This window comes from Arthrobacter ramosus, from assembly GCF_039535095.1.
Taxonomy (GTDB): Bacteria; Actinomycetota; Actinomycetes; order Actinomycetales; family Micrococcaceae; genus Arthrobacter; species Arthrobacter ramosus.
Genome location: NZ_BAAAWN010000001.1, coordinates 3,320,351 through 3,339,425, shown reverse-complemented (window position 1 = coordinate 3,339,425; position 19,075 = coordinate 3,320,351). Strand labels below are relative to the sequence as shown.

Annotated in this window: 15 protein-coding genes and 2 tRNA genes; 8 read left to right on the top strand and 9 right to left on the bottom strand. The window is 64.3% G+C overall.

Features of this window, described 5'->3' with window-relative positions; genetic code table 11:
* Positions 1 to 7 precede the first annotated feature (7 nt).
* A tRNA-Asn gene (locus tag ABD742_RS15485) sits at positions 8 to 80 on the top strand.
* 48 nt (positions 81 to 128) lie between these two features.
* On the opposite strand, the gene mhpA is transcribed toward ABD742_RS15485, so the two are convergent.
* The 4 genes from mhpA to ABD742_RS15465 form a co-directional block, all read right to left on the bottom strand.
* Positions 129 to 1,676, bottom strand: coding sequence for a bifunctional 3-(3-hydroxy-phenyl)propionate/3-hydroxycinnamic acid hydroxylase MhpA (gene mhpA / locus ABD742_RS15480; protein WP_234750745.1), 1,548 nt, complete (start codon positions 1,674 to 1,676; stop codon positions 129 to 131).
* A 70-nt stretch (positions 1,677 to 1,746) separates the two neighbouring features.
* Entirely contained in the window at positions 1,747 to 3,675 is a 1,929-nt protein-coding gene (locus tag ABD742_RS15475) for an acyl-CoA synthetase (protein WP_234750744.1), read from the bottom strand.
* Positions 3,672 to 4,610 carry a fumarylacetoacetate hydrolase family protein gene (locus ABD742_RS15470; protein ID WP_234750743.1) on the bottom strand — a complete coding sequence of 313 codons (939 nt, stop codon included), beginning with the start codon at positions 4,608 to 4,610 and terminating at the stop codon, positions 3,672 to 3,674. Before ABD742_RS15470 ends, ABD742_RS15475 begins: the two co-directional genes overlap by 4 nt.
* Positions 4,607 to 5,749 carry a VOC family protein gene (locus ABD742_RS15465; protein WP_234750742.1) on the bottom strand — a complete coding sequence of 381 codons (1,143 nt, stop codon included), beginning with the start codon at positions 5,747 to 5,749 and terminating at the stop codon, positions 4,607 to 4,609. The genes ABD742_RS15470 and ABD742_RS15465 overlap by 4 nt, the downstream gene beginning before the upstream one ends.
* 130 nt (positions 5,750 to 5,879) lie before the next feature.
* On the opposite strand from ABD742_RS15465, the gene ABD742_RS15460 reads away from it, so the two are divergent.
* The 4 genes from ABD742_RS15460 to ABD742_RS15445 all read left to right on the top strand — a co-directional run bounded on the left by ABD742_RS15460 (position 5,880) and on the right by ABD742_RS15445 (position 10,818).
* Entirely contained in the window at positions 5,880 to 6,584 is a 705-nt protein-coding gene (locus ABD742_RS15460; RefSeq protein WP_234750741.1) for a TetR/AcrR family transcriptional regulator, read from the top strand.
* Between the two features lie 357 nt (positions 6,585 to 6,941).
* The gene (locus ABD742_RS15455) at positions 6,942 to 7,520 is read left to right on the top strand and encodes a hypothetical protein (protein WP_234750740.1); all 579 of its coding nucleotides are present in this window, start codon (positions 6,942 to 6,944) and stop codon (positions 7,518 to 7,520) included.
* Positions 7,521 to 7,674: 154 nt separating this feature from the next.
* On the top strand, positions 7,675 to 8,685 hold the full coding sequence (locus ABD742_RS15450; protein ID WP_234750739.1) for a DUF916 domain-containing protein: 1,011 nt from the start codon (positions 7,675 to 7,677) through the stop codon (positions 8,683 to 8,685).
* A 66-nt stretch (positions 8,686 to 8,751) separates the two neighbouring features.
* Entirely contained in the window at positions 8,752 to 10,818 is a 2,067-nt protein-coding gene (locus ABD742_RS15445; protein ID WP_234750738.1) for a putative bifunctional diguanylate cyclase/phosphodiesterase, read from the top strand.
* 127 nt (positions 10,819 to 10,945) lie between these two features.
* Here the strand turns inward: ABD742_RS15445 and ABD742_RS15440 are convergent, their stop codons facing one another.
* Positions 10,946 to 14,170 (bottom strand): fibronectin type III domain-containing protein, encoded by a 3,225-nt coding sequence (locus ABD742_RS15440; RefSeq protein ID WP_234750737.1) that lies wholly within the window; start codon positions 14,168 to 14,170, stop codon positions 10,946 to 10,948.
* Between the two features lie 163 nt (positions 14,171 to 14,333).
* Positions 14,334 to 15,104 (bottom strand): MBL fold metallo-hydrolase, encoded by a 771-nt coding sequence (locus tag ABD742_RS15435; protein WP_234750736.1) that lies wholly within the window; start codon positions 15,102 to 15,104, stop codon positions 14,334 to 14,336.
* A 207-nt stretch (positions 15,105 to 15,311) separates the two neighbouring features.
* On the opposite strand from ABD742_RS15435, the gene ABD742_RS15430 reads away from it, so the two are divergent.
* Positions 15,312 to 15,384: transfer RNA gene (locus ABD742_RS15430), tRNA-Asn, on the top strand.
* Between the two features lie 216 nt (positions 15,385 to 15,600).
* Positions 15,601 to 15,780 (top strand): hypothetical protein, encoded by a 180-nt coding sequence (locus tag ABD742_RS15425; RefSeq protein WP_344788448.1) that lies wholly within the window; start codon positions 15,601 to 15,603, stop codon positions 15,778 to 15,780.
* A 318-nt stretch (positions 15,781 to 16,098) separates the two neighbouring features.
* On the opposite strand, the gene ABD742_RS15420 is transcribed toward ABD742_RS15425, so the two are convergent.
* Genes ABD742_RS15420 through ABD742_RS15410 form a run of 3 tightly spaced genes read right to left on the bottom strand, consistent with a single transcriptional unit; the run spans position 16,099 to position 18,029 of the window.
* On the bottom strand, positions 16,099 to 16,506 hold the full coding sequence (locus tag ABD742_RS15420; RefSeq protein ID WP_234750734.1) for a hypothetical protein: 408 nt from the start codon (positions 16,504 to 16,506) through the stop codon (positions 16,099 to 16,101).
* A gap of 60 nt (positions 16,507 to 16,566) precedes the next feature.
* Positions 16,567 to 16,746, bottom strand: coding sequence for a glycine zipper domain-containing protein (locus tag ABD742_RS15415; protein ID WP_234750733.1), 180 nt, complete (start codon positions 16,744 to 16,746; stop codon positions 16,567 to 16,569).
* Positions 16,747 to 16,805: 59 nt separating this feature from the next.
* Positions 16,806 to 18,029, bottom strand: coding sequence for a multidrug effflux MFS transporter (locus ABD742_RS15410; RefSeq protein WP_372460916.1), 1,224 nt, complete (start codon positions 18,027 to 18,029; stop codon positions 16,806 to 16,808).
* A gap of 184 nt (positions 18,030 to 18,213) precedes the next feature.
* On the opposite strand from ABD742_RS15410, the gene ABD742_RS15405 reads away from it, so the two are divergent.
* Positions 18,214 to 19,062, top strand: coding sequence for a phage holin family protein (locus ABD742_RS15405; protein ID WP_234750732.1), 849 nt, complete (start codon positions 18,214 to 18,216; stop codon positions 19,060 to 19,062).
* Positions 19,063 to 19,075: the final 13 nt, after the last annotated feature.

Genomic DNA, 19,075 nt, shown 5'->3' with positions numbered 1-19,075 from the left:
GCTTCATTCCTCCGTAGCTCAATTGGCAGAGCATTCGACTGTTAATCGAAGGGTTACTGGTTCAAGTCCAGTCGGAGGAGCTTTACTCAAAAATCCCCGCCCTCAGTATGAGGGCGGGGATTTTTGGTTCATCGCTTTGTTCGTTCAGCGTGCGCGGTTGCCGGGAGGAACGACGGCAGGCGGGTGAGGCTCCCGGAGACGGAGTCGCAAGTGAACATCACGGTGCGATCCGGGCGGACAACCGCAGCAGCGACTCGATGACGGACCAGCCACTGGTGGAGCTCAGATCCGGGGTCGGGGACGACAGGTGCCGCGCCCTTGTGAAGGATGCGTTCGCACTCCTCGGGCGTGATCGCGAGAGCTAACAGCGCGAATCCGTCTCCAGCGACGTCGTCGAATCGGTTGGCGTCCGGGCTAACCGACATCGGGGCGTTGGGGCAGAGACGTCCGACGGCGGAGGTGTGGGCGACTGCCGAGAGTCGAGTGCGAGAGCCAGGGGGTAGCGCCGTCCAGGACCGGGCTGCGAGTCCTGTCACGAGATGCAGGCCCGGTCCGAAGAACCTCCGCAGCGCGGTACCGACGCGACCACCCGCGGTCATGGTGAGGCCGACCAGTTTTGCGAGGGTGATGGCTCTTCGTGCGTGCCGCTTGCGCTCGGTCTGGTAACTGGCCAGCGCTGTCGCGGGCAGGTCACCGGCAAGAACGCCGGCGAGCTTCCAAGCCAGGTTCATCGAATCTCGGAGTCCTGCCCCCATGCCTTGACCTATGAAGGGAGGACTTAGGTGAGCGGCGTCTCCGAGGAGGAAGACGCGACGGTCGCGCCACTTGTTGGCGATCTGGGCGTGGAAGGTGTAGTCGGCCACGCGGAGCACGTGCAGATCGTCCGCCGGGACGTCGCCGGTCCACGGCCGGATCAGCGGATGGAGAGTATCCATCGTCGCGAAGTCGGCGGCAGTCTCGCCGGGCAGCAGTCGGAACTCCCAGCGGTAGCGGACCTCTCCGACGCGCATGTAGGTACCGGCGCGGGAGGAGTCGCACAGCTGGTGGACACCTTCCCACTGATTCAGTGGCGCCGCGGTGTCGATGTCGATAACCAGCCATCGCTGTTCGAAGCCCAGATCCTCCATCTCCGCGCCGATAGCTTCCCTCACGACGCTGTTGGCGCCGTCGCAGCCGAGGACGTGGCTGGCACGAATCGACTCGCGCGTTCCCGTGACACGATCCGTGAAGTCCACCCGGACTGCCGCGTTGCCTTGGGTCACACTTAGCACCTCGACATTGCCGCGCAGGGTCACCGAAGGCATAATCCGGAGGTTGTCGCGCATGAGCTGCTCAAGGTCCGGCTGGTCGAACATGTTCGCTTGGGGGTAGCCGTGGGCGCCGCTATCGGTCGATCGCTGGAATTCCGCGATCACCTGGTGGCCGGGTGTGAGCAAACGCAGCCCGCGTGCAGGGCGGCTGAGCCCGGCGAATTGAGTCGCCACGCCTAGGCGGTTGAGGATGCGGTAGACCTCGTCGTCAAGATGTACCGCTCGTGGTAGCGGATAGACGCCTTCCCAACGGTCTAGGACGAGGCACTCGACGCCGTACATGCCGAGTAGGGTGGCTGCAGCTAGCCCGGAAGGACCAGCGCCGATCACGACCACAGGCACCGCGCCATAGTTGTGGGCGCTCATCCTCTTGCCGCCGCACCGAGAACAAGATAGCTGACGAGTAGCGCCGTCATGACCACCGCGAGGACGGTGATCATCGATCCGCCTTTGGTGCCGGCCAGTGCGTGACCCGCCAGCGGACGCCGTACTCGTCCAGAGCGCGCGTGACCTTCGTATGCGATGCCTCGTCAGCACTCACTGTGACGACTATCGCGCCGTCCTCGATATCGGCTTCCACGGCGTGCACAGCGGCCATCTCCCGCAAGGCGTCGCTCAGCGCTACCCTTGTGGCGTCCGCCCGGAGCGCGAGTTTGTACGGTTTTCCGACCGCAGTGACCGGAAGCTGGTCGACGATGGTGACGGACTTCGGCGTGGACGCCCGTTCCCCGACCCGGTCCTCCGCCCATCGAATCAGGTCCTCGGTCCTGGTTGTCGCGCCCGCGGCCAAGGTGACGTAGGCGACCGGTACCTCCCCTGCATGCCGGTCAGGTCTGCCGACCGCCGCCGCGCCGGTCACCTCCGGGTGGGTGAGGAGAACGTCCTCGATAATTGCGGGGTCGATGTTGTGGCCGCCTCGGATGATCAGGTCCTTGGCGCGACCGGTGAGCTGAACGAAGCCGTCCGCATCGGCCTGTCCGAGATCGCCGGTGTCGAGCCAGCCGTCCCGCAGTTTGCCGAGGCCGTCGAGCAAGGGGCCGTCGGGGCCATTGCCGGTGACGTAGCCGGGGAAGACCGTGGGGCCCTTGATCACCAGCAGGCCTCTTGTGCCTGGTCCGAGATCATGCCAGTGTCCGGCGTCGTCGACGTGCACTGCCTTGATCTCTTGGTAGGGAAGTCGAAAGCCGAGCGAGCCCTTGGCGGCGTCTGGGAAGCTCCGTACGCTTACGCACGTCGCTTCCGTCAGACCGTACCCTTGGATGAGGGCGACGCCGGTGGCTGCCTCGAAGCCGGCACGCACGGCCGCGGGCAGGGGACTGGCTCCCACCATGGCGTGGCGAAGGCTGCTGATGTCGGCATTCACGGGAGCCGCGGCAAGCGTGGCATAGACGGTAGGAACGGCGCTCATCGCGGTAAGCCGGTGGTGCTCGACGATCTTCCAGAAGACCTCGTAGAGAGCAGGCTCGCGATAGCCCAGCGGTCCGGACCACACGACCGATTGGCCCTTGAAAAGGGGAGCGAGCACGGTCACCACGAGAGCGTTGACGTGGAATAGCGGCAGGGCGGCGAAGTACACGGCGTCCTCGTTGTCGAGCTCGTTGGCGGCGAGCATCCAAGCGTCGGCGATCTCGTTGGCCTGGGTGTGTGCCGCAAGCTTCGGGGTGCCGGTGGTGCCGCCGGTGTGGAAGATTGCCGCCAGATCGCCTGGTCCGGGCTGATCGCCGTGGAACTGCTCGGGCGATGCGTCCGCCGCCAGCCGCATCAGGTAGTCCACGGTTGCGTATCCCACGGTCCCGCCCAGGCCGGTCCCGCCCAGGCCGGTTGGTGCCTGTGCGGTTGGTGCCTGCCCGGTTGGTGACAAAAGGAGCACACGGTCCACCAGGCCCCTCTTCGCGAGACTGAACGCGGCCTCGGTGACCACCGGATCAAGATCGGGCCCAGCGGCCACCAGCACGCGCGCACCCGAGCGCTGGAGCAACTCCGCAACATGATCCTCGGACAAGCCGGGATTGATCGGGACAGCGATCCCAGCAGCCTGGGAGGCCAGGGTCGCGGCGATGAGCTCTTGGCAGTTGGGCGAGAGTAAGGCAACGGTGTCCTGGCGGCCAACCCCGATTTCTGCCAGCAGGTTCGCTATCCGGTTTACGTCGCGCAGAAGCTCGGAGAACGTCAGCTTGACCGGTTCCTGCCAGCGCCCGGCGTCCCGAAGTATCGCCGCCGCCGTGCGATCCGGCCACAGCTGCGCGGCCCTAGACAGCAGCTCGTACGTCGACGCCGGAAGACCGCGTTCGGAGAGGGGCGTCTTCTCGATCTCGACGACGTCGTCCGGGCTTGAGTACCGCGGCCAAAGGGGCGTGCCGTTCACCGGGCCTCCCTCACCATCGTGCCTTGGCGCCCCAGGTCGACCTTCCCGTCGTCGGTGCTGATGGCGATCTCTATGACGTCACCGCTCTTGAGGTACTTGGGATTGCGGCCCTGGGCCTTGAAGAACAGGCGCCACTTGGCGGCCGGAGGTAGCAGATTGGCGATCAGCCCTACTGGTTTGGGTGGTGCGGTCAGTGCGGTGCCGACAGGCGTGCCCGTCAGGACCAGGTCACCCGGGGAGAGGTGTTGGAAGCGGGTGAGTGCCCGCAACGCCTCGACTGGGAGGTAGATCATGTCGGCCACCGTCATGTCCTGGCGGATCTCGCCGTTTACCCAAAGCCGCAACCGCAGCTCACCAAAGCGCTTCCAGTCCTCATCGTCGAAGAGCACGAGCGTTGGTCCGGTGGGGGTGAAGCTCGGGTAGGACTTGGACTCGTAGAACTGGGTCTTCGGGAGTTGCAGGTCGCGGGCCGAGACGTCGTTGGTGATCACGAGCCCTACGACGTAGTGGGCGATCGTCTCATCGTTGATCTCAGTGCCGACCGGGGTCTCACGGCCCATCACGAGGCCAATCTCGGCCTCGTAGTCGAGGAAACGCACGTGCCCGGGCCTGACGACGTCGTCATAAGGCCCGCTGATCGAGCCCGAGGACTTGCGGAAGAATGTCAATGGAATCTTTCTAGGATCCATGCCGGCGTCCCTCGCGTGCGAGGCAAAGTTCGTCATCTGGGCCACCACACGGCACGGCACTGTGATCGGCGAGACGAGGTCGAGGTTTTCCACCGGCACGGTCTCGCTGCTGCCGATCGCGGCTTGGATGGCCGCACGATCGGCGAGCAGCTCGCCCGTGGTGGTTGCCGGGGTGGCGATACGGGCGGCACCGGAGGGCGTGTGGACCCACCAGTCGTCTGCGGTTCGCAGGATGGAGATGGTCATGAGGTGGCTACCTTCATCAGGCCGCGCAGGCGCATGAAATCGAACTCGTTGTCGTCGCGGAGCGCCGTGACCATCGAGGCCAGCTCACGCAGCGACTCCCGGCCAGGGGTCATACCGAGGAAGTCTTTGGTGGCCGGAGGGCCCCACTGGGCGAGACCGGAGGCGGTCATTTGTGCCCAACCGGGCTCGAGGGTGCAGTCAAACATGTCCCCGTCGGTGAAGTGCTCGACCAGGAAGCCGTTGGGGTCACGCCAGTAGTCGAAGATTTGACTGCCTTGGATGTGACGGCCGATTCCCCACGAGCGGTGGTACCCAAGGTCGCGCAAAAGCTCACCGCCCGCGGCCAGGGCATCGATGTCGGCCACCTGGTATGCCGAGTGCACGTAGCGATTCGTCGGGCCCAGCGTCATCGCGATCGTGTGATGGTCGGTCGGTGTCGAACCCCGGTCGCAGCGGATGAAGCTCATTGTCGGACCCCGCTCGCGCTGCCCCGGGTAGTAGAGGAAGTCACTGACAATCAGGCCAAGGTGGTGCAGGTACCAGTCGAGCGTTTCACGGTACTTTGTGCTCTGCAGCACGACGTGACCGAGGCGCTGGACGGTCGCTGGCTGACGCAGCGGCCGTTGGGTCTGGTTGGCCCGCACCATCTCGTGGCCGGCGTTGAAGGTGAGGGGCGTCTGGGCCGGCAGGGAAGGGAGTTTGTGCGTGTCTGCGACGACGCGAATGGAAGCGCCGCTCGGATCCACGAGATCGACGCCCATGCCGCCGATCGTCTCCGGTAGCTTCTTCGAGGTCGCGCCTGTCGCCTCAGCCAGGCGAAGGACGTCCGAGGCCTCGGCCGCAGTGAACGCGGCACCCAGGTATTGCGATCTCGGTCCGCGCCGTACGATCACGCACGGCGCTCCGGCGTCGGTGCCCCGGAGGTGCAGCTCGTCACGGGTGCGCAGGCTCGTGGCGAATCCGAAGGCTTGCGCGAAGGTCTCTGCAGCGGCCAGGTCTGGCTTCTGGAACTCGAGCCAGGCGATGTCGTGCACCTTGATGATCGGGTTCGCCGCCCGTCCGGGGTGCTCGCCTCGCAGCGCCCCCTGCTCACTGTGGAGGTCGCTGTGGGTGCCGTGGTGGTCGTGGTGGTCGTTCATGGATTGCCTCTCTTTCTGACTAAATCATCGATTATGACGATATCGTCAGTCAAGGGCAGTTGAAGATTTCTTCATATCTGACGGCGCGCTGCTAGGCTTTCCGTGACCGAATGACTTCAAGGAGGCAACGATGACCCCAGCCCCAGCCCCGGCCTCGTCCCCTGAACCCAGCCGGTCGCATCGACGGAAGGCGCAGACTCGTGCCGCGTTGATCCGCGCAGCACAGTCCTTCCTTGCTCAAGGACAGACCAACATGCCGGTGCTGGAGATCACCCAGGCTGCGGACGTCGGGCTCGGCTCCTTTTACAACCACTTTGAGTCGAAAGACCAGCTGTTCGAGGAAGCGGTCGAGCACGTCTTGGACCTCCTCGGCGCGGTCCTCGACGAACTCACCTCCGACGTCGACGACCCCGCCGTCGCATTTGCGACCAGTTTCCGGTTGACCGGTCGTTTCCACCGCCGTGAACCTCAGCTCAGCAAGGTGATCCTGCACAGCGCGCTCGACCTCCTCGGCGCGCAGACAGGGCTGGCACCGCGTGTGCGGCGCGACATCCAGGCCGGCATCGAGTCCGGTCGGTTCACCATGACAGACGTCGACGTCGCCGTGGTGTGCGCCGTCGGCGCGGCAACCTTCCTCGGACAGCTCTTGCATGCCGAACCGGACCGCGACGACGCCGAGACGACGGATCGGGCGGCCGAGGCACTCCTACGAATGCTGGGTGTGTCTGCCGACGAAGCTCGTGCAATATGTCGCAGCCCACTCCCCGAGCTCCATACGGCAGAGCTGCGCGGTGCCGTCGACGAGGCGACAATCGACGGAGACGCGGCCCGCTGAATTGCGTGACCTGGGCCCGCTTGTTGGCTACTCGCTCAGTTCGAAGGATCAGGCAAGGAGCACCGGTGTTGGGGGGTGTGCGGTACGCGTCGTGTGGAGTCACGAATACACACCACATCGTTGGTGGCGTTCGTTCATGGCGGGGGCTACAGAACGGATTCCTTATTGCTCTCACGCAAGAATCCAGTGCCTATCGGCAGGCCGGATGCGGGAAGCCGCGGGTTGTTCAACCCGCCCTCGGATCCACGCCAATCAATTCGATCATTGGCCGGTCACGGTTTTGCGGTCTCAAATAATACTTTGTGCCAACCTGTGGCACGAGTTCTTCGCGTGCCCACCAACATCTGGAGAAATCCCATGCGCAAAATCCTCAAGGCCGCAGGCATCCTTGTCGCCGCCGGAATCCTGCTCAGCGCCGCACTCCCGGCAGCGACGGCAGACACCGCGGACTCGACCGTTTCCGGCGGGGCCCTGACCTCGACCACCGCGGGCGCTACCCTGACGGGCGTCACCCTGACCGGGGCCACCCAAACAGCCACGGGTACCTCGTCTTCACCGTGGAGCATTTCCGACACACGCGGCACCGGTGCGGCCTGGTCGCTTTCGGTCACCGCCACCGTCCCCACCAGCGCTGCCGGGACCGTTGAAACAACAGCCCGCACCATTCCGGTCGGCGACCTGACCATCACCCCGGGGACGGTCACTGCCGGCATCGGTGCTGATGCTGCTTCCGGCATAACCGCACCTGCCCTGGCGATGTCCGGGTCGGCCCAGTCCCTCGTTTCGTCGTTGGGTACCAACAAAGGAATCTACGCGCTGACGCCCACGTACAGCCTTGTCGTCCCCGCCAATGCCTTCCGGTCGAATTATTTCGGCGCGGTCGGATCCACTGCTTTGCTGCCCTACGTCTCGACCCTTACTTACACCATCTCCTGACAGCATGAGCACAGTGCGGCCCGCCGACTGTTCAGCCCTGAAGGCTGGCGGTCGACGGGCTGCACGCCATCCCGGACGGACCATGAAACTCCCCGCCGCGCCGCGTTCCCATGACGAAACCCAGCAATCCGATCGCCCTAGCAAGGACTTCCCCGTGAATGACCCACTACAAGGTCCCCGGCCGCGCCGGCCTCTGCGCACAGCCATGATGACAGCGGCGCTGGCCGTTGCCCTGCTCGCCAACTCTGGACCGGCAGTGGCGGTCGACAACGGGGCTCTGGGAATCCGCCCCGCGAACGAAGCAGATTTCTTCCACTTCTCCCTGTTTCCGGGGGCAGCCTTGGACGCTACAGCGATAGTAACCAACCATTCGCAGTCCCCGATGACATTGCTGGACTATCCGGTAGATGGAACCAGCACACCGCAGGGGACCTTCGCGCTGGCCGCCCAGTCCGACGCCCGCTCCGGCGTCGGAGCCTGGGCGCAATTGAACGCTGATCACATCACAGTGCCGGCGAACTCGGACCTTACAGTCCCCTTCCGGATCAGCGTGCCCGTCGGCACCCCGCCGGGCGACTACGCCGGTGGGCTGATCATCCAAAGCCCCCCGGTCCAGGGCCAAACGACCAAAGTCAACGGAGATACGGCCGTCCGCTTGGACGTCATCCAGCGCCAGGGCGTGCGCATCTATCTCAACGTCGCCGGCACCGCCGTCAAGTCCCTTCAGCACGGCGATATGAGTTGGCAGCAGAGCGGGGACGCGCTCACATTCACCTTGCCCCTGAAGAACACGGGCAACACCATCCTGCACCCCTCCGCCAAGCTCGATATCAGCGGCTGGGTCGGAGCGAACACCCAACTCGCATTCGACACCCCCGAAAGCATGCTCCCCGGAGCAAATCTCGATCTGCACGCCAAGCTGATTCAGGCACCCCTCATCCAGGCCGGCAACGCGGAAGCAACCATCACCTCCGAGGCCGGCACCGGGCATGCGGAGACCACCATCAACTACGCCCCATGGCTACTCATCATCACCGGACTGCTCGTCGTCCTAGCGGCCCTCTATGGTTCCTGGCGGATGGTCCGCTTTGTCCGTAGAGCCCGCCGCGCCATCGCCCAGGTCTCGGCAAATGAACGAGAAGCCCCGCAGTCGGCTGTACGTTGACGCTCACAACCTTCTGGCACTTCCAGGGGACTCCGGATGTTGGCAGGGCCGGGGGCAATGCCTGTAATGAAGCAAGATGATCTGGTGATGCAGTCGCTGCTGCTGGAGGAAATCGAGCAGTCGGTTATCGGACTCGATGACATCTGGCGGGTGATCTATTGGAACCAAGCCTCCGAGCGGCTTTACGGGTTCCGGTCCACGGAGGTCCTCGGTCGGAAAATCACCGATCTTGGGATCATCGCCAGCCTGGACGTACCGGGACAGGCAGCGACCATGCAGGAGATCACGGACGGGATCGCCGCGGGCCAAGGCTGGGCAGGTGAGTTCTGGATGCAGCACCGAACGGGACGCGGGTTCACGGTGTATGCCACGGTCAGTCCTGTCCGAGGCACAGGTGCCATGACGGTCGCGGCGGTGGCCGTGTCCACGGAAATAACTCGGGACATCGCTGAGCTGAAACGTCTGCAGGTGGCCGCAGCCGAACTTGAACGCCTTATCGCCGCCCAAGAAATGGTTCACATGGGCAGCGTTGAACACGACATCGTTTCGGACCGGTGGTCGCACTCAGATGAATATGCCCGGATCTACGGACTGGCCCCGGGCGAACTGGTCTCACGGAAACAGTCCCTGGCGCTGGTCCATCCTGAGGACCTGGAGGTGATCGAGGCCGCGCGGCGGGCGCTTGACTCAGGCACGAAGCGTGTTGAGTACGAGTTTCGCATCATGAGGGCCGACGGTGAGCTTCGGTGGATGCAGTCCCAAGCCAGAATGACCCATGACGCCACCAGCGGGGCGCCGTTGCGTTTCCTAGCCACGGTCATGGACATCACTGACCGTAAAGACGCCGAACAGGTTCTTGAATGGCAGGCCCGCCACGACGCGTTGACGGGCCTGCCGAACAGATATCTGCTCATCGATGTGCTCCGGGGCTTCCTGGGGCGGGCATCCCGGCGGGTAGTGGTGATGTTCGTGGATGTCGACCGATTCAAGCTCGTCAATGATGGCATCGGGCACACGGCCGGGGACGCTCTCTTGATCCTCCTCGGCGAACGGCTCCGAACTGCCGTCCGACCGGGCGATACCGTGGGCCGATTCGGCGGCGACGAATTCGTCATCGTTTGCGAGAACCTGGGTACCCGCGACGCCGCAGCGGCTGCGGAACGCATCAGGATGGCGACCCGGCAGCCGTTTAATATTGAAGGACGAAGGATCTTCCTGAACGTCAGTGTCGGGATCGCCGTCTCGGGCCCGGGAGACACTGCGGAATCGTTGCTGCACGGCGCGGACACGGCCATGTATGAAGCTAAGGCCGCCGGTGGAGACGGCTCCGTGGTCTATGACTCTCGCACAACCGGGCAGGCAGCCGGGCGCCTGGACCTGCAATCCGACCTGCGCGTGGCCTTGGAACGGGATGAACTTTTCCTGGAATACCAACCCATCATTGAACTGGATGCGGAACAAGCGGTCGGGTTTGAGGCCCTCTTGCGCTGGCGTCATCGTGAACACGGACTGATCATGCCGGACACGTTCATCCCCATCGCCGAGGAGACAGGCCTCATTGTTCCAATCGGAACCTGGGTGCTCAACGAGGCATTGGCCCAGGTCCAGCGGTGGCGCTCCAATGTTCCGGGAGCCGGGAACCTCTGGGCCGCAGTGAACATTTCCGCCCGCCAGCTCGTGACCCCCGACTTCCCGGACATCGTGCACACAGCGGCTCTGGCGGCGGGCATCGATCCAGCGGCGGTGAACCTGGAGATCACCGAAACCGTGTTGATGGAGCAACCTGAGCTTCCATCGGAGACCCTCCACAGGCTGCACGACCTCGGTGTCGGGCTTTCCATCGACGACTTCGGCACCGGCTATTCCTCATTGAGCTACATTCAATGGATGTCCGCCCGCACCCTGAAGATCGACCGGTCCTTTATTGAGGTACTCGACACGGACCCGCAGAGGGCCTCCATCATCGAACTCATCTTAGGCATGGCACGCACCCTCGACCTGATTGTGATCGCGGAAGGAGTCGAAACTCCCAATCAACTCGCCGAACTTCGACGCCTCGGCGTCCACCATGCCCAGGGCTACCTCTGGAGTAAGGCAATGCCGGCTGACCAAGTCACGGCCTGGCTGACGTGAAGGGTCCGACACTCAGTGGGGCGGCCCGGGCTTGAACGTGTAATCCAGCCCGGACCAGCAGGGCGCCGAGCGGTTACCCGAAATCCCCGACCTCAGTAGAGGGCAGGGATCTTGGCGTCTGGTGCATTTACCCGTTGGTGAGGGTGACGTCGTCGAGGTACATCCAGGTGTCGTCGGCGGGGGTGGAGCCGTCGAGGTGGACGTTGAACCAGAGGGTGATGGTCTGGCCTTTGTAGGCGATGAGGTCGGCGGTGAGCTGGGTCCAGGTGCCGTTGTTGTTGCAGAGTTTGAAGAGGCTTCCCAGGGTGGTGCCGGTGGTGGTGCGGACTTGTGCTTCCATCCAGTCGTACGGGCAGGCATTTCCGGTGCAGGGGTCTTCCTGGCTGTGGGGCTGGTACCAGAAGGACAGGGTGGTGGTTCCGGTGGCGGGGACGGTGATGGTCTGGGACAGGCTGCTGTCTCCGAGGGGTTCTGCCCCGGATGCCAGGCCCAGGAGCGCGGAGCCGGTGCCGGTGTGGGCGATGGTGGAGGCCACGGGTGCCTTGACGCCGCCGGTGATCCAGGAGCTGAGCCCGGATTCGAAGCCGCCGTTGGTGATGGTCGAGGTGGTGGTTCCCGTGGGGGTGACCGGCGCCGAGGCCGCGGAGGCCGGTGAGGTGCCGATGGCGTTGGTGGCGGTGACGGTGAAGGTGTAGGCGGTGCCGTTGCTGAGCCCTGTCACGTTGGTGCTGGTGGCGGGCGGGTTCCCGGTGACGGTGACCGGGGCCAGGGTCGTGGTTCCGGCGTGCGGGGTGATGGCGTAGGAGGTGATCGGGGAGCCGCCGTTGGCCGGGGCGGTCCAGGACACGGTCGCGGAGGCGTTGCCCGCCGTCGCGGTGACCCCGGTGGGGGCGGCGGGTGCCGTCGCGGCTGCGGTGGGGGTGACCGGTGCCGATGCCGTGGAGGCCGGTGAGGTGCCGATGGCGTTGGTGGCGGTGACGGTGAAGGTGTAGGCGGTGCCGTTGCTGAGCCCGGTGATGTTCGCGGTCGTGGCGGGCGGGTTCCCGGTGACGGTGACCGGGGCCAGGGTCGTGGCACCGGCGTGCGGGGTGATGGCGTAGGAGGTGATCGGGGAGCCGCCGTTGGCCGGGGCGGTCCAGGACACGGTGGCGGAGGCGTTCCCCGCGGTCGCGGTGACCCCGGTCGGGGCCGCCGGTGCCGTGGGGGTTGTCTGGCTGTTGGTCAGGGTGACGTCGTCGAGGTACATCCAGGTGTCATCCGCCGGGCTGGAACCGTCGAGGTGGACGTTGAACCAGAGCAAGATGGCCTGCCCGTTGTAGGCGGAGAGGTTGGCGCTGAGCTGGGTCCAGGTGCCGTTGTTGTTGCAGAGCTTGAACAGGCTGGCCAGGACCGTGCCGCTGGTGGTGCGGACTTGTGCTTCCATCCAGTCGTAGCGGCAGGCGGTGCTGGTGCAGGTCTCGTCGGCGGTGTGCGGTTGGTACCAGAAGGACAGGGTGGAGGTCCCGGCGGCGGGCATGGTGATGGTCTGGGCCAGGCTGCTGTCCCCGAGGGGTTCGGCCCCGGATGCCAGGCCCAGGAGCGCGGAGCCGGTGCCGGTGTGCGCGGTGGTGGAGGCCACGGGGGCCTTGACGCCGCCGGTGGTCCAGGACGTGAGCCCGGATTCGAACCCGCCGTTGGTGACGCCGGGAACCGGCGCCGTGGGCGTGACCGGGGCCGACGCGGCGGACGGCGCAGACGTCCCCACAGCGTTGGTGGCCGTGACGGTGAAGGTGTAGGCCGTGCCGTTGCTCAGTCCGGTGACGGTCGCCGTCGTCGAGGGCGGATTTCCGGAGACCGTCACCGGAGCCAAAGCCGTGCCACCGGACGAAGGCGTCACGGCGTAGGAGGTGATCGGGGAACCGCCGTTGGCCGGAGCCGTCCAGGACACCACCGCGGAAGCGTTGCCCGCCGTCGCGCTCACGCCTGTCGGAGTCCCCGGAACTGTTGGGGCCGTCGGGGTGACGGGCGGGGACGCGGCCGAAGCAACGGACGTCCCGACGGCGTTCGAGGCCGTGACGGTGAACGTGTAGGCCGTGCCGTTGCTCAGCCCGGTGACCGTCGCCGTCGTCGCAGGCGGATTACCGGACACCGTCACCGGGGCCAGGGCCGTGCCGCCGGTGGAAGGCGTCACGGCATACGAGGTGATCGGGGACCCGCCGTTGGCCGGAGCCGTCCACGACACCACCGCCGACGCGTTCCCCGCCGTCGCGCCCACCCCTGTGGGAGCCGCAGGCGCGGTCGCGGCGGCAGCTACAGGTACCGCGTGCGTGACGGTCCCTGTGAGGCCGGAGTTATCGGTCACCGTCAGCTTCACTTGGTACGTTCCCGCCGCGGCGTAGGTGTGCGAAGGCTTCACGCCGGTGCCCGCCGGGGAGCCGTCGCCGAAGTCCCAGCTGTAAGAGGCCACAGTCCCGTTCGGATCGGTCGACGTCGAACCGTCAAACGTGGCTGTGAGACCCGCCGTCGAGGATGTGAAGGCGGCTACAGGGGGCTGGTTGGGCACATTGCCCAGGGCCTGGGCGACCGTTTGAACGGACGTGGTTCCGTTGGCCGTTCTCGCAGCCAGCCACGTGACAAAAGTCTTGAAGAGATTGGGATCGATGGTCAAAGTGGGATCTGTCCCGACGGCGATGTGGTGGAAGGTCAGCTGGACCCAGCCCCCTCCCGGTTCCGCGTTGGTAACCAGGTCCTCCAGGTTCTGCAGCGTCCACGTGCTGTCGACTTCATCCGGTGCCGCGGTGTTGTATGGATTGGCCGGCGGAAGGGTTTCCGCGAAGGGGCAGCCAGAGCAGCTCGCGGGCGAACGGATGTCACCCAAATTGCGCGCACTGGCAAAACCGCAATTCTTCACGATTTGCTCGACGGAAGAGTTTTCGGCGGCGAAGGGATAGGCGAAATCGGTGGCGTTGAACCCCCAACTGGCAAGCGTTGTACGCCCGCCGCAAACCTCGTTAGTTGCGGCCGACGTGGACAACGTGGTGAGGTCCGGGTGGGTGATGGTGTGGCCACCGATCTCGTTGCCGTCCGCAGCGATGCTGTTCAGGTTGGCTCGGGTGAGCCATGACGGATTATCGATCCAGCTGGTCGTAATGAAGAAGGTGCCGTGCAATCCGAGTGACTTCAGTAACTGTTCGGCCGGGAGCTGATCGGCATTGCCGTCGTCGAAGGTCAGGCTGATGATTGTTTTCGGCACTGCCGCCCGCGCAGGGGGCCCTAAGTAGACAGCGGAGTAGCCAAGCAAAAACAGCACGGACGCGGCCGTGGCCCAGCGGAACCACGTGCGCCGCCGGAACAGTATGGTCAGGAGCCGCATCGGCTTCCCCTTTTTCTGAACAGACCGGGTCAGAATCCCCAGGTCCGGAGCCTATTGGCTATGCACCGCACGGGTTAAGAGTGGGTGGTACCCGTTTTGGAACCGGTCTCCCGCTCTCTCCACTCAGGCTCCGATACACGTACCCGGCCGGAAGACTGTCGATTCAAGCGAAAGGGGAGTACCTTCCGTCAGAGACGAGCTCAATTGTCCCGTCGAGCCCGCTCACCACAGGCCCATGACCCGGCAGGATCATCTCAGCGCCCAATTGCCTAAGCACCTCAACGCTGGCCAAGGTCTCCGACGGGCGGTGATGGAAGACAGCGGGCAACAGCTGCGGACCGCAAACCGGACTGACGGCGTGGCCAGTGACGAGTGCATCCCCGGTCACGACTGCCTTGGCTGAAGGGACGAAGAAGGACACATGGCCGCTGGTGTGCCCGCCAGTGGCAATGATCCGGGGAGATCCCGGGAGCGCGTCCAGAATGTCCTGGGTCATCGCAACGACACCCGGGACCGCGACGTCGGACAAGCCCCCGGATCGGATGGCGTGTACGGCCCACGCGCCGACCCTCGGGCGGAGGATCCGCAAACCAAGATCCTTCACGGTGACTTGCTCGAGGACCTCCCGGCGGATGTTTGGCAGCTCCGCATGGGACGCAAATACCGGAATGCCCATTGCGGATATTCTCGCGGCATTGCCGATGTGATCGGAGTGACCATGCGTCAGGAGAACTCCGGCAGCATTTTCCGTGGCCAGTCCAAGGAAATTCATGCTTGATTGGAGCAATGGCCAGTTCCCGGGATAGCCCGTGTCAATGAGGGTGAATTCCTTGCCCCGCTTGAGGATGGTCCAGTTGACGGCCGGGCCTTGGACGAAAAAGACGTCCTCGGCAACTTCCTTCACGTTTTCCTCGGCTGACCAGTTCTTCGACATGCTTCCTTCTGTTCCTTCGCGCCAGGGATGCGCTTCGTACGAGCCACGTGCGCGCCTCAGGCGCGCCGGACCATCCTATCCTCGGTGAGGGCGTGGGCTCCGCAGCATTGGTGATACCCGGGAGGGGTATTCTGCTGCCCTTCCCACAGTGCCCGGGGCTCGATTTCACTTGAGGCAAAACCTTTGCTAAAGTCATAACCGCTTCATTCCTCCGTAGCTCAATTGGCAGAGCATTCGACTGTTAATCGAAGGGTTACTGGTTCAAGTCCAGTCGGAGGAGCGCAAAGGTCCCGCACCGATTTTATTGGTGCGGGACCTGTTTTTTTGCCTCGGTTTGCCTGATTTGCCGGTTATTAGGACAAAACGTGCGTAAATCCCGGGCGCGTCATGTTCGTCCCGGGATCGTCTTCGCTCGGATGTCGGATTCTGCTCAATCATTCGAATGGATAAATTCCGGGCCCGCGGAATCACGGGACCGGCAACTTCGGCGAAGAGAATGATCCAGCAGAATCCGACGGTGTCCATAGATCGTCGAACCAGCTTCGCTTACGGGAAGCCATTGCAAGGCGACAACGGCGATCAGGCAGCACCACGAACCGACGTAGATCCCGTCGACCTGGATCTGGTCATGGACCTCCCCGGCACCGGGATCCGCGGGGCAACGTTCCAGCACTAGGCCATGCGGCGGCGGAATGACCGGGCGGCGCCGAACGAGGTGAGCGAAGACTGATTGGAGGTGCCCATCAGCCAGCCAAGGAACGCCTCGAGCTCTGAGCGTCGGCCGACGTCCCGGCGTTCACCGGCGTGGCTGGCCCCGCAGACCAGACATTCCAGAGATATGCAAGCACCCCGGCCACCCTGGGCTTCCAAAGCTTAGCTATCCCGGAATTCACCCGTCAACACTGGGAAGCAAGCCCCTCCCATACGCACGTTTGTCCTATAACCCCTGATTTGCGCAATCATTTCGAATGCGCAGAATCCCATAGCCAAGTCGTCAAACGAAGTCCATTTCGACTTGCAGGAATCTCGCCGCTTCGGCCACGGCGGACTGGAAGGCGTCGTCCTCGGTGGGCGGCGTCCTCGGCTCCCGCGGGTGCCATTCGTGGGCGGCGGAGTGGACGCGGGTGAATCCGCCGCCGGGGGGTGCGTAGAAGATTCCGAAGCGTTGGACAGGCCATTCGGGAGAAGTCTCCGGAGCCACGAGCAGGGCCGCGCCATTTGTCGGATTGAACCATTGCGCAATCGGGCGGCGGCGGTCCTCCGTGAAGAGCCCGGCCGCATAAAGGGCCGCGGATTGCGGGCTTGTCACGGTGCACAGACGATCCCACCACAGCGGCAGGATGCCATCATCCCTGCGCTGCCATGGGGCTGGAATAGGCTGTAGTTCCTGCCAACGGGGCACATCTCAACTTTATCGCCGGGCCATGACCGGCAACAGGCCTCGAAGCAACGGAAGGCCCGCTTAGTCCCGTTTCCATGGCCCGGGATTGATCCGGTAAAGGATTGCGGAACCGACGACGGCGCCCAGCAGGGCTCCGAGCACAGGGTTTCCGGCCCCGCGGCCCAGCAAGAAGCCGACGACGGCGCCAAGCATCGCTCCAAGGAAGAAGCCCCTGCCGTTGCGGTGCGGTTTGCGCGTCATGGCTTGAGCCTACTTCTCCCTGCGGACGGCCGGGCGACGCGCATCAGTGGACGGGCGCATCAGTGGATGGACGGGACGGACCGCGGCCGCACGACGAGCCAGAGGGCCGACACGGCGCCTGCGAGACACACTGCCTGGACGGCCCCCATGGGAACGGCAGAGCTGACGCCCAGCCAGCCAACCACGGGCGGGATGATGCCGGCCATCAGGAAGTTCGAGGCACCTAGCAAGGAAGCCGCGGTTCCGGCCTGCGCGCCGTGGTTGGCCAGGGCAATCACCTGGACGCAGGGGAACATGAACCCGGTGGCAAGGATGTAGAACCACAGCGGGACCATGACGCCCCATAGGCCGAAGCCGAGCAGATCGAACACCACAATCAAAAGGGCCATCAGCAACATCCAGGCCGTGGCGAATGCCATGATCCATTGGGGTGCCACTCGCCTGATGACCCTGGAGCTGATTTGGACGCCGGCGACGATGCCCAGGGAGTTGACGCCGAACAGCAGGCCGTATTCCTGCGGGGAGAAGTTGTAGACCTGCTGGAACAGGAAAGTGGACGCGGAAAGGTAAGCAAACAGTCCGCCGAAGTTGAACCCGCCGACCAGCAGCATCCCGACAAAAATCCGGTCGGCGAACACGGCCCTGTAGCGTTGGCCCGCCGTCGACGTCGTCTGCCGGCGGAGCTCGGCGGGATACGTTTCCCGGATGAGGAACACCGCAGCAATGATCACGAGGAATCCGTAGCTTGCCAGGAAGTAGAAGATCCCGGGCCATGGCATCACCAACAGCAGTTGTGAACCGATGATCGGAGCCAGAATGGGCGCCAGGCCATTCACCAGCGACATGCGGGAGAACATCCGCACCATGGCGTAACCGGCGAAGAGGTCCCGGACCATCGCCATGGCCACCACGCCACCGCCGGCTGCACCGACGCCCATGAGGACGCGGAACAGGGCAAGTGTGCTGATGTCCGTGGAAAGTGCTGCGCCGAGGGAGGAACCGATATGCAGGGCCGTTGCCAGGATCAAGGGCGTGCGGCGCCCGAACTTGTCGCTGAACGGACCCACCACCAATTGGCCAATGGCGAAGCCCACTGTCGTGCCGGTCAGTGTGAGTTGGATCGCAGCCGCTGACACGTCGAAATGATGCTCCAGCGCGGGAAACGCCGGCAGATAGAGATCCACGGTAAATGGACCCAAGGCGGTCAATGCGCCAAGTAGCAGGATATAGAGGAGTTTTTCGCGTCGACTGAGGGAATCGCCCGGTACAGGGGGAGTGTTCACGGTTATCAATCCTATGTGCGACAGATCATATTTATCAGCGATGGCTGGGGCGCGCCGCAGGACCGTCCCGGAAGTTGAGGCTGAAGCTGAATGGTAGTTTTGTGGACAGGTGTGCGCGGGCGGTCGTATTCGTCTCCGTGCCGGAGCCGGGTAGGAGCAAGATGGAAGCAGTGAGGCGGAACCTATGAGTGGACGTCACAGCGGCCGGGTTGGCCAAGGCCCGGGCATTTCGGCGTTGCCGAACACCCTGAAACTTGCAGCCCGGCTCGCGCCGCGGCAGCTCAACGACGAAATCAGCCTTGCCAAGCTTGAACTTAAGGGCAAAGGCAAACAGTTGGGCATTGCCGGCGCTTTCGTTGGCGTTGCGCTGATCTTTTTCTCTTTGCTCGTCATCGCCCTGGTTGTGGCTGCCATCTTGGGCCTGGCCACGGTCATGCCCCCGTGGTTGGCTGCGCTTGTGGTTGCGGCGGCGTTCCTTTTGATCATTCTTATCGGAGCCCTCATCGCCTTCCGTGCGTTCAAGGGGGCCATGCCGCTTGTGCCTGAGAAAACCATCCGCGGCATCAAGCACGATCTCGGCATAGTCAAGGAGGGCACTTCCTTCGACGCCAGTATCCTCGATCCCTCGTCGGAAGCCTACAAGGCAGCGGAGGCAGCGAAAGCCGCCGCAGCTGAGAAAGCCAAGGCCGAAAAGGCCGCCAAGGCAGAAGCACACAAAGCCGAGCAACCCCCCGCCCCAAGCGAAGCTGAGCTGCTCCGCCGTCTGGAGCAGCGCCGCGAGCACCTCGCCGACGTTCGCGATCAGCTCGGCGTCGAGCTCGACGTCAAGACCCAGGGAAAGGTCCTCCGCGACGCTGCCGGGCAAAAGCTCGACGACGGACGCCGGTTCGCTGCCGACAAACTCGCAGATTTCAGTGAGAAGGTTCCGGCCGGGTTGCCGGAGCGGCTCGCTGCACGCTGGAAAGAGCTATTTCTCTTCGCCGCTTCCGCCACGGTGGCCGCAGTAGGACTGCGGAAGCTGTTCAAGAAGTAATCGGGACGGCAGC